This is a genomic window from Moritella yayanosii, assembly GCF_900465055.1.
GTDB classification, from domain to species: Bacteria; Pseudomonadota; Gammaproteobacteria; order Enterobacterales; family Moritellaceae; genus Moritella; species Moritella yayanosii.
Genome location: NZ_LS483250.1, coordinates 3,187,513 through 3,203,547 on the forward strand (window position 1 = coordinate 3,187,513; position 16,035 = coordinate 3,203,547).

Genomic DNA, 16,035 nt, shown 5'->3' on the forward strand with positions numbered 1-16,035 from the left:
ATAGATACCGACACCGTAGAATATGAACAATAACGGAGTAATTAATGAGTAATAATTTAATACCCAATGCGCCTAGTGGAGAGTTTTTTCTATTTAAGAGCGCTGACGGACAAACTAAAGTTGAGTGTCGACTTGAAAATGATACGTTATGGCTGAACCTTAACCAGTTATCTACTTTATTTGGACGCGACAAGTCTGTTATCTCTAAGCACTTTAAAAATATTTATGATGACGCTGAATTAGTACAAAAAGCAACCATTGCAAAATATGCAACAGTTCAAATAGAGGGTGAGAGAGAGGTAACGAGGCTACTTGAGTATTATAACTTAGACGCAATTTTTGCTATTGGTTACAGAGTTCGTTCCCCTCAAGGCATTCAATTTAGACAATGGGCAACTAAAACCTTGCAATCGTATTTGGTTAAAGGTTTTGTTATGGATGACGAGCGCTTAAAACAGCCCAACTCTAGCGCTTACTTTGAAGAATTACTTAATCGTATTCGCGATATTCGTTCTTCAGAAAAAATATTCTGGCGGAAGGTATGTGATATCTACGCAACCAGTATCGACTATGACGGTAAAACACAATCAAGTATCCATTTTTTTTCTCAAGTTCAAAATAAAATGCATTGGGCAGCCCATGGCCATACAGCTGCTGAAGTAGTTCACCAACGTATTGATGCCAATAAACCTCATTTAGGCTTAACAAATTATCCAGGTAAAGATTCTGGTAAAGAACCTATACGCAAAGAAGTGATAGTCGGCAAAAATTATTTGTCTGTAGATGAACTTGAAACATTAAACCGTTTGGTAACCTCTTACCTTGAATTTGCAGAGCTGCAAGCGCGTAACGGTAAATTAATGAAGATGGCTGATTGGGCAAATAAGTTAAATGATTTTCTTAAATTAAGTGATTTTGATGTATTGACTCATGCCGGAGAAATATCGGCAGAACAAGCAAAGCAAAAAGCCAAACAAGAGTACGATAAATTTAGACGGGTGATTGATTTAAAACCAAGCCAAGTTGATCAAGATTTAGCAGATGCGGTGAAAACGTTAACGAATAAAAAACAATAAAAGTCACGACAGGGTCTGTCGCGATGTTGCGTGTCATCATCGACCAACATTCAGTGATTTCAACGCTGAAATTGGCGCTAAGTCTACGGTATCAATGATACTCAGCGGTAACGTTCCCTTACGTTGCCACACATCAAAGCGCTCTCAGTTTGCTTCGTAATCGCTGAAAGTTTTTACGCAATACTTGTCTAATTACCATCAACTGATAATATGCATGAAAGAGTATAAACATCTAAATATATTAGTTTTTTAGTTATTCTTCTAACCTCCGTTTACTCTTGACTTAAAGCCGCTTTAGGCAATCATATATTGAAAAACATGGTGCTGAATCTACTCGTTTTAATTGTTACTTATGTACCGCAGTGATTTAAGGAAAAAGGATGAATCTGAAAGAAAAACTAAAGACGATTGCAGATGGCTGGCAAGACGCGAGTACACAAGAGTTTAAAGGTCACCCAATTGCTAATTTAATTCGCAAAGAATTAGTCGAAGAAGTTAAAGCTAATATTAAAGACGCCAATTCATCTTATTTAGTTAAATCAAGTGCAGGTGCTGGAAATTGGGCGAGTGTTCCTTGGTTAGCTATTTTGAACCCCACAATTACCACATCAACTCAATCAGGCATATATCCAGTTTATCTTTTCCGCGCTGATGGCTCTGGCATCTATTTATCTCTTGGTTTTGGGACAACTGATTTGAAGGAAAAATATGGGGCTCGAGGTGGAAGAGATAAGGCCGCTGAGCTCCGTAATCAAATTCGTGGTAAAGACCAAAGGCTTGAAAATTGGAATGAAAGTATTGATCTTCGGTCAAGTACTGATTTAGGTCGTTCTTATGAGTTAGCTACAGCTGGCGCTAAATTTTATCCTAGTGATTCGATACCTGATGACGATAGATTGCTGTCAGATTTGAAAGAAATACTAGATATATATTCCGCAATAAACTTAGAAATTCAAGTGCCAGAGGTAGTAGTTCCGAAGACTGATGATCATACAGTACTCTCCAAACCCTTCCTGCTTTTAGCTGGCATCTCTGGTACGGGTAAAACCCGTTTTGTGCGTGAGCAAGCAAAAGCGAGTGGGAGCTTGAAAGAAACCTATTGTTTGACTTCTGTTCGACCAGATTGGCATGAGCCGAGTGATTTACTTGGGTATGTCTCGCGCATAGGGGCTTCGCCAACGTATATTGCTACTGATGTGCTGAAATTTATTGTTAAAGCGTGGAAAGGCATTATTAAGTCAATTACCTTTAATAATGACGGGACTCCCTGTGATTGGAGAGGTTTTGATTTAAAAGATATTAAACCATTTTGGTTGTGTCTGGATGAGATGAATTTAGCCCCTGTTGAACAGTATTTTTCTGATTATCTCTCCGTGTTAGAGACGCGCGAATGGAATGATCCTGATAAGTTAGAAAAGACTGGATTAGATTATTGCTATGAATGCGATCCGCTCATTAAAGGTGATGTTTTTAGTGGGCTAGATAGTGAAGCTGTTGACGAAGACAACAAACCCTCAGATCGGCTCGCCAAACAATTAGGCTTAGATTTAAAGATTAAACACGATAATGATATTTGGCAGTATTTTTTACACCATGGTATCGCTATCCCGTTTAATCTTATTGTTGCTGGCACGGTTAACATGGATGAAACCACGCATGGCTTCTCACGTAAGGTCATCGATAGGGCGCTGACGTTTGATTTTGGTGAGTTTTTCCCTAACGACTTTGATGCATTTTTTGAACCTAAGATTAAGGCTAAGACGCTGAGTTATCCAACCAGCTCTGACGGCCGCAATAAACAAGCACTAGCACATACTGCCGATCCCGAGGGTAACCTTTCGATTCAATTTCTAACCAGCATTAATTCTGTGCTAGAAAACACGCCATTTAAATTAGCTTATCGCGCATTGAATGAATTATTGCTTAACGTGATCACTACGAAGCCTGAATCAGAAATCGCACTGCAAGCTGTTTGGGATGACTTTTTAATGTGTAAGGTATTACCCCGCATAGAAGGTGATATTGATAAGTTGACCAAGCCGAATAGTGAACAAAATATTCTTGAGCAGCTTGAGACCGTACTTAAATCACAGTTAAACATGGTTTGGGATACGCAAAATCGTCCTGATCTTTACCGAAAAATAATTGCCAATGAAGATGAAGTGATTGAGATAGCTTGCCGAAGTAAAGCCAAGCTAAATTGGATGAATCAGCAATTACAAGCTGGGTTTACGAGCTTTTGGCCATAGGGTAGGTTGCGATAGTGCAAGAACTTATTCGTTTAGAAACCGCTGATTGGGAGCTGACTATCAGTTGCCAAAATCTGCAATCAAAGCAAAAGATTTACTCTGACATGTTACGACGTCGCAAAGATGAGCACGTGCCGAATACACTTTGCTTTACGCCGCCAATTCAACTTCTTGATTTTTATCTTGAGGATGTAGCTGTATTTGATAATGCGGCGCCTTGCTCGCCAGTGAGTGAATTAACACTTATCAAGCCGTTGTTTTTTGAAAATACTCAGTATCAATTTGAATGGGTGTTTTTAAATGAAGACATAGAGGATGCTGCTATTGCGCATCCTTTGCGCCATATCGCGCAATCCTTTCGTTTTGTGCCGAAACGCAGGGGGCGATCTCCAAGTCTTATTGGCACTATTAATATGGGTAATGATGTTGGCCAGCTCAATTTACCTTTAACTTACCACATTAGAAAACAGGCGCAGTTATTAACGATTGCCCTTGAAGTGTTACCGATCAAAATGCAACTGCACAGTGATTTACCGGCAATGTATCAGTGCATCGATAACGCATTTCCATTGTGGCGCTTTAGTTTGGCCGAAACGACAGAGCAGCATGCGGCTAAAAGTAGACATCGTGGTCATTTTCCGCTGCTTTGGTTGGCGCAGTTTAAGGTATTACGGCAACAGCTTGAAGCATCATTGAAGGTGATCGCTAATTCACCGCATAGCCGCTTACAAAATAGAGTCAGTCATGTTAAAGCTGCGCGTTTGAAAGGTAAGTTAAGTCATAAATTGGCAGAGCGCGTTAAAAGCGACATTATGAATGGCCGTCTCGATAACCGTTACCAACAAGATAAAAAATACCTCAGTGTTGATACGTCGGAAAATCGTTTTATTAAAATGGTGGTCACTCAGTGTAAGCGAGAGTTAGAGACGTTAACCAAAAAGCTCGAAGCTAAAAGTACTGATAATGACAAGTACCGTTTATCGGAACATTTTTTAACTCAGCTTCGAAGTTGGCAGAACCCCTTGCAGAGAATGCAGCAGCAAAGCTTTTTAAAGGACGTGGGTGATTATAATGGCCAGCAAAGAGAGTCGCTAGTCTTACAGCAGAAAACAGGTTACAGCGCTGTATACCGCGTTTGGCAGGAGTTAAAGTACTACTTAGATGTGTTTGCTCGGCATTCCACGGTATCAATGAAGTCAGTCGCTGAAACCTATGAAATATGGTGCTTTTTAACTGTGCGGCAGATATTAACTGATAGCCTTGGTTTTGTGGAAGTTGAAAATCATAAAACCAAGCTCAAGTTAAATAAGTATTCTGAATTGCAGTTAGAAGATGGGTTAACGGGTGCTGGCGCATTTAGTTTTAAACGGGAAGATGGGCTGACCGCGCGTTTGGCGCATGAACCCATTTTTAACAAAAACGGTGCCAATATTCGTTCATACTTAGTGAGCCAAAAGCCCGATATATTACTTGAAGTAACCTTTCCAGATGGTAAAAAATTCATCTGGTTATTTGATGCTAAATATCGTATTAAAACTAAAAATAATCGGTTTGATGATGACGATGTAGATAACCAAGATTTTGTTCCCGACGATGCGATTAATCAGATGCACCGTTATCGTGATGCGCTTATTCATATCAATAAATTAGCTGATAGCGTAAGTAAAAGTCGCCCAGTCTTTGGTGCCTTTGCTTTGTATCCGGGTTTTTATGATCAAGAATCTAAAACAAATCCTTATGCTGAAGCAATTCAAGAAATTGGCATCGGTGCTTTTGCATTGCTGCCTAGTGAAAAAGGCAATAGTAATTGTAAATGGCTAGAAAACTTTCTAATTTCTCAATTAGGAAATTTAGATTCAAATTACCCTTCTTCAAGTATTAGTGAAGCCTTGTATGTGAATGATGCGGCACGTATACCTTATTATGGAATGGCACAGAAGCTTTATTCTGACTTAACTATGACGATTGCGTTAGGCGGTGGAAAAGGCCGAGAGCCAGCGTATCTTGCTGCGTTTAAGCAGGGCTCTGCTAAATGGTATCACTTGCCACAAAAAACGTTTCTCGATAAATATAAACAACATATCGCGGATGAAATTACCTATCTCGGTTTAGCTATCACATCGGATCAAAATTCGAGTGCAAAGCAAATCGATAAGCTGTGGCCAGTAAAAAATGTCAAGTTAGTACCAAGGCTCGCTATCAGTGCGGTGCAAGCGGGTAAAGAGTCTAGCTCTAATGAGCTTTATTACTTATTTGAGTTAGGTAATCCATTGATACTACAAGCCGCGATTGAGAATGTTCCACATCGACCAATACGCAATTCAATGAAACTGACAACGTTGAGTAAGTTGAATTGTATCGAAAAATTTAGCGATGTAGAGAAGGTGTATCAGGACGCTTTCGCGTAAAAAGCCCTGCTAATCATTAATTAGTAGGGCTTTATTAGTTATTTTAACTCGCTGTAGACGTTATTCAATATTTTGTAACTAACTATAGGGTGGTGTTTTTTAATTTATATGTATCAGATGCTTACCGTGTATTGATAGTGGTTATGTGCCTCTGTGTCATCGGTAGTGTCATCAGTTGGATGGTTGCTACCTGAATTATTCGGGTTTATATTCAGGTAGTTGTAAGTTAAAAATTATCTATTATTAAAATAACTTTCAGCCAAGCCTTTTGTTTCGTCTATTCGACCCAATTGCTGCGGGCCGTCAAACCTGTAAATTCTGCCGTTTTCATTAATTGAAGCAACTAAATTTAAGGCATCCCTTTCACTGTATTTGAATTTCTGTGTCAAAACAGTAAATAAGTGATAAAACTCATTTCTCATATCCGTTGCAAAAATTCCCGGATCATCAGATCCAAGAGCAAGCAGCATTTCGGTATCGTCAGCTATCGCTCTCTCTGGTACTTGTAACCAGCGAAATACATGATGCTGTTCAATGCATTTATAATGGCTGATACGCACATTACTCGTTGGTAACGTTTCAATGACAACTTTTTGTCTTGCTACATAAGCTTGCGTATATTGTTGTGCTTCTAGAAGAACATCAAAGTCTATATAACTAAGGTCTACTTCAATCTCAGCCTCGTTCTGTGTCAAAACCCGTTGATCGCTTGTTTGTATTTTTAATAATTTCAAAATACGGTTATCAACTTTTTTGGTCAACTCAAATTCGATAGCTAGAATTCCAATATGTTCTAATGGACCCATTACATTAGCTAAAACATCGGCGATAATATTTGGTCGTAAACCACGAAGTTTCCAAGCTTCTTGTAAATCTTCAATCGGATAAAGTTCACCATAAATGTTCAAACATAACTCACGGATTTTAGTTTCAATTCGCCCAAGCTGAATTTTTGAATTCAATTTATCTAATGCAATTTTTCTTAAAAATAATAAATCATTTAGCCATTCAGCTTGTTTTAAATATATTTTATCTGGCATAGCATCGAGCCATAATTGTGGATGAATTCCAATTGCGGTGCCATGTCCAATTCTGTCACCATCTTGTAATCCGAGTAATTTAATCGAGTCGTATATTGAGCGGATACCACTTAATAAATGTTCGAAATCTTCTCCCGTATGAAAGGTGAAATTTCTAATGCCACGAGACCGACAATAACGATACACAGGCGCAAAAACTTCAGGCGGAGATTCTAGCTCATTGGCGGCGGCATCAATGCCTGTAATAATGGCACGCAAATTTGGATGAGCATCTAGCATTTCACAGAGTAAAAATGCTTTTTCATCTAAATCGTCTCTCCTACTTTCGAAATGATAACCACCATCTTTAACGCTCCAGGGTTGTTTGATGAAATGCGCTACTAATCGTAAATTGGGGCGACTAAATTGGGACACTTTCTCTGCGAGTTGATTAATATCAGTCGCTAGCTCTAGCGGTTTCAAACCTCCGGCATATTGTAAAAAACCAGTGAGAATATCTGTTATTAAATCAATGTTTTTACTCTGTTCTCCTTTGGGAGCAAATCGTCCTTCAAGTGTGCTTAAATCTGGTCTGTCATTGATTTTAGGACCGTGCAATTGGAAAAATCGAGCTTTGTACGATTTTTCAATTTGACTGCGACCATCATTATCTGCAAATTTTTGAAATTGATCAAAACCATACTGATTAGATCGTTGAACAAGTAAATGACGAAAGCAATTCATGCATTGCAGATATAATAGATAACATGCGTCGGCAATATTTCGTGTTTGTGCAGGTTCTAGTTTTAATCTATATAACAATTTCACTTGCCAGTTTAACTCTTCAATATGAGACCAATGCTGCTCAACACCATGAAATCGTTTTGCTTCTTCAATAAAACTAACTGGCTCAGAAATAGATGAAAAGCTTAAAATTTTAGATAAATTCTTACAGCTGTCATCATAATGTGTAAGCCCTAAACTTGATTCATTCTTTACTAACCAAAGTAAAAGGGTTTCTCTTAGTCTTCTTGCAAGGTGAAAAATATGTAAAAGCTTTTTAGGGGTATCTAAAAAAGGGTAACTTGCATAAAGTAATTGCACTCTTTCTTTTTTAGCTGCTTCGATCATTTCTTCAATTAAAGCATTTGGTTGTATCATAGTGTCATGCCACAACTGCTCAAATAAAGTGGTGCCGTTTAAATGCAAATGGGCTTCATGCAAACCTTGATTGTGAATATAATCTTCAACTTTTCCGTTGAATGGTGAAATAATGCAGCGCAGCCCAATGTGCTCTTTTATTGCCGCCGATAATGCGCTTTTATCATTGATTATTTGCTTATCTAATTGCTTAGATAATTGTAACGCCATAACAGGAAAGCCACTTTGATTGGACAGCCAATATTGCCAATCGTTAAATTTATCGTCTTTAACAGCAAGGCTACGAGCATCGTTAACAAGATGGAAACGCGCAGCTTGATCAAGCAAACTATAGCACCAGCCATTGTCTTTCTTATGCTGATCTAATTGTCGCCAGTGACCATGAAAAACTTGATCGGTCCAATTAAAATGCCTCTGTTGCCATGAGGCATAAGTTAATTTTTTAAGCTCATTGTCATCAAGGGCAAGTTGATCTCCAGGAATTAATAATTTTAACTGCTTACAAAGCGGCTTAAAAAATCTCGGTTCTGAAAGTAAATATTGGTTAAGATTTGGCATTATTTATCTCCAAATTTCCCCATAATTACAAATCGGGAAATAATCGACATAGCTTGTTCCGATTGGTCCTCTATATCTTTTAGATAAGTCAGCTTTTGTGATTTTTCACTATTAAGTTCTATAAATGATTTTATAGATTTGAATAATTTAATTTTTTGTAGTTTAGTTTTATCTACCAAATCTAAAGCGTTCTCTGAGTTCTCTTTCGCTTTTTTGACTTCTTCTTCTTCCTCTTCTTCTTCTTTTTTATCTATGGACTGTATTATATCCGTTAGTGTTGAGCTTAATAATTGTGTTCCTTCTAGTTCTTTTTCTTTTTTTTCAGCTACGTCTGTATCTGTGGGTATTACTGTTGCTAAAAACGGTAAAAATAAAGGACAAGTCATCATCAGATAGGTTAATGGGAGTTTTTCATTTAATTTAACTTTGTTTTCTTCGGCTATAGCCTCAATAACATTTGATATATTATGTGTTAAAGCAGTGGAAGCTGAAGCTACGTTCTTAGCATTACTTAATTTATTTATAATGGCTTCGTCACCTTTGAATACATAACAGGCTTCTTCAATTAGGAATGAATTTAAAATCACCCAAATAAATCGTTCCATCGCTTCACTTAAAAGTAGCTCTTTTATATTCATATTACTTGATATTGTTTGCAGGGTATAATGTATCCGAGTCCATATTTTACCAAGTAATAAGGAAGACAGCATATTTCGAGAGTTTTCATTAGCTTCTTTCCAACATATTACATATTTTTCTATATCATCTATATCATCTATATCTTCTGCATGTCCAATTTCAGAAGATCCAACCATTTCTGCTTTTTCATTATCTTTTGAAGAATCATCAGTCGATTTTGGGCTAATGAAGTCAGGTGAGCTATAAGTTGGCATTTTAGAAAGTGTACTTATTGTATTTTTTACGTTTTCTTTTTTACAAATAAGGAGTTCCGATAGAGAAGCCAGTAAACAATGAATAGATACAAAATCAAATTTATTATTACCAACAGAAACAGAGTGAGATGATAATGCTATTGTTTTAGCTGACAGTAAAAATATTTTCTTTAGTGGCTTTTTATTACTAGATAAGCTAGTTTCTAGTTCAGCTAATTTTTCAATTCCAAACTTAGCTATGTCTGATCTTGTCCCGAATGCGATTCCCTTATTAGGTCCATAAGTCTTCTTTATTTCTCTTTTTAAAGTGGCATGATTTATTTCTGCTTGAGTAGTTCGAAGAACCCTCAATACTCCCAACTCAATGCGAGATGTACTCAAAAGTCGGCTAAAATGAGCTGCTAAACTAAATGAGTTTTGACTTTTGTTTAGCCCTATATAGTCGATGTAATTTTTTTCCTCCTGCTCGGTTTTTATTTTAGCTCTAACGTTATTCATAAATATTGTACTAGCGGCAGGTCCCGCAAGCATTAGCTGTAAAAATCTTCCTGCGGATTGATTAAAGCTACTTTCTTTGGGATTCAAGTGGTTACTTATTACGCTTGACAAAACAAACATAGAAGAATTATAACTAGATGAGTTCCCATCGGGCCTTGCATAAAACCCTGTTTCTAATTCGCCGTTATTTTTGCAAAGATTAAATAATGCCATGCCTATAACATGAGGATGAATTGATTGATCTGATAATTTTTCAATAGGTATGTTTTCTTTGCGTAAATCGCCGATATAACTGTCACGTAGTGCTGTAAATAAAGATTGAGAATTAATTTTTGTTGCTTCGGTGCTTTCATCTACAGATTTTAATATTTGCAATATAGTTCTAATGGGTTGCTCTAAAAAGAAATTAACATAAGGCTTAATATCCTTATTATTAATTCTAAGACTTTCACTTATAACATTTTCAATATGCTCTTTTATTTCAATCGATGGATCTATTGTCCCTTCGATTCTATCTTTTAATTTAACCTTTATTTTTACCTTGTACTCGATCAAATTAGCTAAGTTCTTAAGCTCAATTCTATGCTCAACTGGCAAAACTTTTGCTAAATATTGCTGCTCTAAATGAGAAACCATCTCTGGTAAGTTTTTAGATAATTCATCCATTCCTTTGATTGCATCATTGCCATTATTTAGCTCTTTTGCTCGCTGGCTTTGTACTATGTGGCAGTATAGAGAAGGGTCCCCTGAGATTAAAACCACCAATTTTGGACTAGTTAAATATTTACGAATTAGTTCCAATATTTCAAAAGCTTCTGTCGTTTTAGTATCGACATCATCAAAAGCGATAATTAATAAATTTACATTTAAAATTTCAGCCGCTTTATCAATAAGTTCGTTAAATTTACGCTCTAAATTTTGCCCGCCAACGGCATGTTTTAACGCTTTATTTAAAAAGAAAGCAGGATCTTGATCCTTACTTTTATCACCATTTCCAAGCAATTTAAGACCTTCCGCCATCTCTTCCATACAGGCCTGAAAGTCATACCGCTGTCGTTCATCAGAAGTTCGACTTAATGCATGTATCACCGTGGCTTGAATTTTGGCAATAATTTGTACCAAGATATGCTCATGAACTTCAATTAAAGTGGGGTCAATAAATGCGATTGGTTTTATCTTCATCTTGTTGTTTGGTTTGGCTTGCTCTAATAAAACAGATCGTAAGAAAGTTGTTTTACCAGCTCCTCGCTGACCACTGATAAAAATGGTGTTGTTATATCTTTGGGGATTAAATTCAAGTTCCCACTCTTCATAGGAATATTTTTCTTGTTGTATATTTTTAGATTGTGTTGCAAATTTTTTTAGTAACGCATTTAACTGCTTCTTAGCCTGTACTTGGAGTAGGGTGCCTGTGACACAAGCACTTGCATTTAACGCCTCTGCTAAATTTATTGTTATATCATCTGACATTTGAACTTCCAATTAAGTAATGCAAAATAGGTAGATAATAACAGATGGATATTTAACAAGCATTTTAAATTTGCATTATGTTTTCGATTAATAGATTGATTTTAAAAACTTTTAAAGTAGGTTTCATTCAAACCACCAGCCCATGCCCATTAACCTTGAGCCATTCTTTACACTCTTGGTAATCAGGTATGACTCGCTCCACTTCTTTCCAGAACTGCGGTGAGTGGTCGTGGTGGAGTAGGTGACACAATTCATGTACTACGACATAATCGACAATACGATTAGGTGCCATGACAATTACCCAGTTGAATTCAATATCACCATAGGGTGTACAGCTTCCCCAACGACTTTTAAATTCTTTGATACGTATTACCGAGGTTTCAACACCAACTAGCGGCTCATAACGCTGTACCTTTTCTGTTATCTTTTTTAAAGCATTGCGTTTATACCAGTTAACTAAGAATCGGCGAATATAATGATGTTGCTGTGTAATGTCGGGGATGGATACAGTAATACGCCCATTGATTAGTTTTGTTGGTCCTAAATCACCTTTAAGCACTTTTAAGCGATAGTTTCGCCCTAGGTAGGGGAAAGCTTCACCTGATACGTATTGTTTATTACTGGCGGGTGTAGCTGTACTATGTAAGGCGATCTTACTCATTATCCATACATGTCTATCTGCCACTATCTTTTCAATCTTGGTAATGTCGAGCTTTTTAGGGACAACAACCATTACCACACCATCTTCAACTTTTAATGATGCGGTCTTAGTGCGAGATGTTCTTGTTATCTCCACGAGGTAACCTTTTCCTTGGATCACCTCGGGTTCATTGTTTTGCATCTTCATCAACTTACTTATTACCACTATCTATTTCCAAATTTGGTTTTAGCTAAGTCCATAAAGCGTTCTTGCAAGATATTTACTAAAGCCTTATCACCAAAAGGTTGGTCGAGTACCGCTCGTTTTATTTCTCTCTTCATGCGCTTCACTTCATTCTGTTTATTGAAGAAGTCGATGATCTCTGTTGCTTCATCCAGAATGGTAACTAATGCTTGTATGGTTGCTTTGATCGCATCATGTATTGATTCATCAATAACATCACCATCACTGGCTTGGGTGACTTCGGAGATAAGGATATTGTAGAACGCGAATTCAGTTTCAGATAAACCTACGTCTTGTGCGGCTTGCTGGTGGGCATTACCTATATCACCTGTCAAATCTAACAACAGGTCGAGTTGTTGCGCCCATTCTCCTGCTGTTTTCTCAATAATATCGCGTAGACGTAAGCTTAATGAACGGTAGTACTCAGGGTCTTCATCTAAGTTAATCGTAATGTGATGCTTGATAGCACTTTCTATCTCAGAGGCTTTAGATTCATCTGATTTAGTGGGCTTAATGCTTTCCTTGAAGTTGGCAGATAATAAATCCACTGGTGGGATCTTAGGGTCTACGCCTGTACTTAGGATATGCTCATCCACTAGCTGACGAACCTTCTCACCAATTTCTTTCATGTCTAAACCCGCATCACGATATAAGGTTTTTGCGGCGTTGTGGATTTTACCCAATAACTTCATATCAGCGATGAAAGGCGCTGCGGCGTTGTCGGGTAAGATGACATTTAATTGTTTAGCAAACTTCTTAAAAGCTAAATCAAATTGAGCACGAACAGCTTCGTCTTTCAGTATTAATACATAATCATCAATGTCAGTGCTTTTTACGCTTTTAAAGAACGACATTGCACGAGTATGCGCAGCTTGTAGCTTGGGTATCTCGTCTTTCAGGCTTTGGTATGAGCCATCGACATCTTCGCTAGTGAATAATTCCAGTGCTTCGGTAAGGTGAGTCGCTAAACCATGATAATCGACCACATAACCACATGTTTTGTTTTTGTAGGTACGGTTCACACGGGCAATAGCTTGCATCAAGGTATGGTCTTGTAACTTACGGTCTATATACATAACTTGTGCAATAGGGGCATCAAAACCCGTTAATAGCATGTCTTTAACGATCAAGAAGGCTGTGTTATCAAACTTCTTATTTTTCTCTTCAGTGCCTTGCTTGTCGAGTCCAAATGGCTTTTTGAAATTCTTAATAACCTTCTTCTGGTGTACTTTATCAGTGTACTGGGCAATATAAGGTTTATCGTTGTGAACTCCTGATATAATCACTTCTGATGGTGGGGCACCCAGTTCATCTAAGGTTGACTTGAAGATGGTTGCTGCGTGACGACTACCTACGACTATCATCGCTTTGAAGCCGTCAGGGCGAATACATTCTTTGTAATGTTTTAGCAGGTCGATACATACCCAACGGATACGAGCAGGGGCTTCACGAACAGCTTTTTCTACACCGTATTTCTTTTTTATTTCGCGCTGCTCTTCTTCTGTGTAATCACCAAAGTATTCTTCAAACAGTTTATCCAGTGATTCACCAGCAACTTCTGATTTAACCTCTCGGCCTTCATACAACAGACTAACGGTTGCCCCGTCTTCTACGGCTTGGTTGATCTTGTATTCATCAATGTAACCACCGAAGGCTTGCCCCATCTTTTGGGTTTTAAGCAGCGGAGTGCCTGTAAAGCCAATTTTAGGCGCATTGGGTAATGCGGCGTTAATGGTCATTGCTAAACCACCGAATTGAGTACGATGGGCTTCATCGGCTAGGACGATAATTTTGTCGCTTGGGTTTAAGTCTGCAAAGCCTTCGGCTACTGTTTTTTGCTTCTCTTGTTCTTTTTCTAGGTCAGAGAATTTTTGCACCATTGCGGTTACAAGGTCTGAGCTGTCTTTTTTTAGCAGTTCTTTTAGTTGTGCCACTGAACCTGCATTATAAACTGTTTCGCCTTGGGCATCACGGAAGGTATTAGATAGCTGTTCATCCAGTTGTGTTCGGTCGGTAATGAAGACTAGCTTGTACTGTTTTAGGTCGGCATCTCGGCGTATTTTTACAGCAAGCATGACCATGGTTAATGATTTACCACTGCCTTGGGTATGCCAAACCACGCCTGATTTTTCTTTACGGTCTTTGCCTGTCTTTAGACGTTGGATAACTTTGTTTACTGCACGGAATTGCTGATACCGTGCAACTTTTTTAATGATACGCCCGTCATCGGTTTCAAAGATGATGAAGTTTTGCAGTAGGTCTAAGAAGTTATTTTTACTGAACATACCAGCAAGTAAACGCTGTTGTGCCGTTACCTTGGTTAAGTCGTCATAGCTTGGCTGCTGGTTATAATCTGCTGAAGGGTCGGCAACTTTATCAAGCGCTGGTAACTCCTCACTGTCATCTAATGCATTCTCAGGCATTTCGATATCCACCTTAGCGCGGAAGTCTATGACGTTATTGGTTAATGATTGTTGGGCAAGTACTTGGTCTGTATATGGGTAAGCATCTTTCCAATCACCATAGTGTGCTGAACTAGAGCTAATCGTACCTACCTTGGCTTGATCACGGCAGGTCGAGATCATCAGTTGGTTGTACCAGAATAGCTTTTCAGCACCTTCATGGTCTTCAGGGTTGCGGATATTGGCATAGCGACGTAGTTGGTCAATGCCTTCACTCATTGGTGCCGAGATATAAGGTGACTTACATTCGATGACTGCGAGAGGGATGCCATTCACAAAGCAAACAATATCGGGAATGATATTTTGATTACCTTCAATCTTAAATTGATTGGTACAAAGGAATTCGTTGTTTGCTGGGTGGTCGAAGTCGATAAGTTTAACTGTCTGCCCTTTACGGCCTTTGCCAAGGTCTTGCTCTACCGATAGGTAGTTAACCATGGTTTGATAAAAGGCGTGGTTATATTCCATCAATGCAGCAAAGTTCGGGTGGGTTATATCACGAGAAACTTTACGTAAGTTCTCGTCACTTATCCACGGGTTGATGCGTTTGATGGCTGTTTCTAGGCGTTTAACCAAGACAACATCACGCAGTGAAGCACGTTCAGGTTTACCGTCAGCGCAGACATGTTCTGGTGATAGGTGCTTACCGCGAATATATAACCAGCCGAGTTTAACTAATTGGCTAATAGCAGGGATTTCTACTTTATCGAATTCGTTGTTTTTCATTTATCTTTCAGACTCACTTTGCTGAGATAATACTGCTTGTTCGGTCTTGGTAAGATAATGCTCGATTGTCTCTTTTATTGAAGCTACCCCACTTTCAGTCATTAGCGATTCTAGTGGTGTTTCAAAGCCGAATTTAACAAATCCATTGTCTAACTCAAGATCAACTGATGTACTGTAATCAGGATAACGTCCAGATTCCCATCGATCATAGAAGCCAGTATCAACGCTTTCTATAGCGCGATAAATCGAAATTCGTAATATGCTTTGGGCATCATCGACACTTACTTTTAGGTTCAATGCATCTGGTTGCCCTTTGCACTGTTCATCATTAATACCAGAGTCATTAATAACAATGAACTCAACAATATAATCATCGATGGTAACTTTAGCTTCGTCATTAATATGTTTAAATACATAACGAGTTGACTCTGCTGGTAATAAGTCCCACTGCCATTTTTTGAATGGGTTTCTACCAGGCTTATTGAAGCGTACTGGTGCCCAAAAATAGAACTCAGTATTAGCATCATGAGCAATCTGCTCGATGGTCGGTAATAAACGCTGGTAATAAGCAGCGAGTAAACGATGTGCAGTACGGACTTGGACAAACAGGTCGTCAGTTTTATTATTCATGT

8 protein-coding genes are annotated in these 16,035 nt (G+C 38.2%); 3 read left to right on the plus strand and 5 right to left on the minus strand.

Annotation, left to right across the window (positions count from 1 at the left end):
• The first annotated feature begins 44 nt into the window (after window positions 1-44).
• The 3 genes from MORIYA_RS14785 (at window position 45) to MORIYA_RS14800 (ending at window position 5,733) form a co-directional block, all read left to right on the plus strand.
• The gene (locus MORIYA_RS14785; RefSeq protein WP_112716334.1) at window positions 45-1,076 is read left to right on the plus strand and encodes a virulence RhuM family protein; all 1,032 of its coding nucleotides are present in this window, start codon (window positions 45-47) and stop codon (window positions 1,074-1,076) included.
• Window positions 1,077-1,456: 380 nt separating this feature from the next.
• Entirely contained in the window at window positions 1,457-3,325 is a 1,869-nt protein-coding gene (locus tag MORIYA_RS14795) for an MrcB family domain-containing protein (protein WP_112716336.1), read from the plus strand.
• 14 nt (window positions 3,326-3,339) lie between these two features.
• Complete coding sequence (locus tag MORIYA_RS14800) at window positions 3,340-5,733, plus strand: restriction endonuclease-like protein (RefSeq protein WP_174216932.1); 2,394 nt, start codon at window positions 3,340-3,342, stop codon at window positions 5,731-5,733.
• A gap of 233 nt (window positions 5,734-5,966) precedes the next feature.
• Here MORIYA_RS14800 and MORIYA_RS14805 read toward each other — a convergent pair whose 3' ends face one another.
• The 5 genes from MORIYA_RS14805 to MORIYA_RS14825 form a co-directional block, all read right to left on the minus strand.
• Entirely contained in the window at window positions 5,967-8,471 is a 2,505-nt protein-coding gene (locus MORIYA_RS14805; protein ID WP_112716338.1) for an amidohydrolase family protein, read from the minus strand.
• Complete coding sequence (locus tag MORIYA_RS14810) at window positions 8,471-11,332, minus strand: hypothetical protein (RefSeq protein ID WP_112716340.1); 2,862 nt, start codon at window positions 11,330-11,332, stop codon at window positions 8,471-8,473. The genes MORIYA_RS14805 and MORIYA_RS14810 overlap by 1 nt, the downstream gene beginning before the upstream one ends.
• 127 nt (window positions 11,333-11,459) lie before the next feature.
• The gene (locus MORIYA_RS14815; protein ID WP_232011637.1) at window positions 11,460-12,197 is read right to left on the minus strand and encodes a M48 family metallopeptidase; all 738 of its coding nucleotides are present in this window, start codon (window positions 12,195-12,197) and stop codon (window positions 11,460-11,462) included.
• The gene (locus MORIYA_RS14820) at window positions 12,197-15,403 is read right to left on the minus strand and encodes a type I restriction endonuclease subunit R (RefSeq protein WP_112716342.1); all 3,207 of its coding nucleotides are present in this window, start codon (window positions 15,401-15,403) and stop codon (window positions 12,197-12,199) included. The genes MORIYA_RS14815 and MORIYA_RS14820 overlap by 1 nt, the downstream gene beginning before the upstream one ends.
• Window positions 15,404-16,033 carry a hypothetical protein gene (locus tag MORIYA_RS14825; RefSeq protein WP_112716344.1) on the minus strand — a complete coding sequence of 210 codons (630 nt, stop codon included), beginning with the start codon at window positions 16,031-16,033 and terminating at the stop codon, window positions 15,404-15,406.
• Between the last annotated feature and the right edge of the window lie 2 nt (window positions 16,034-16,035).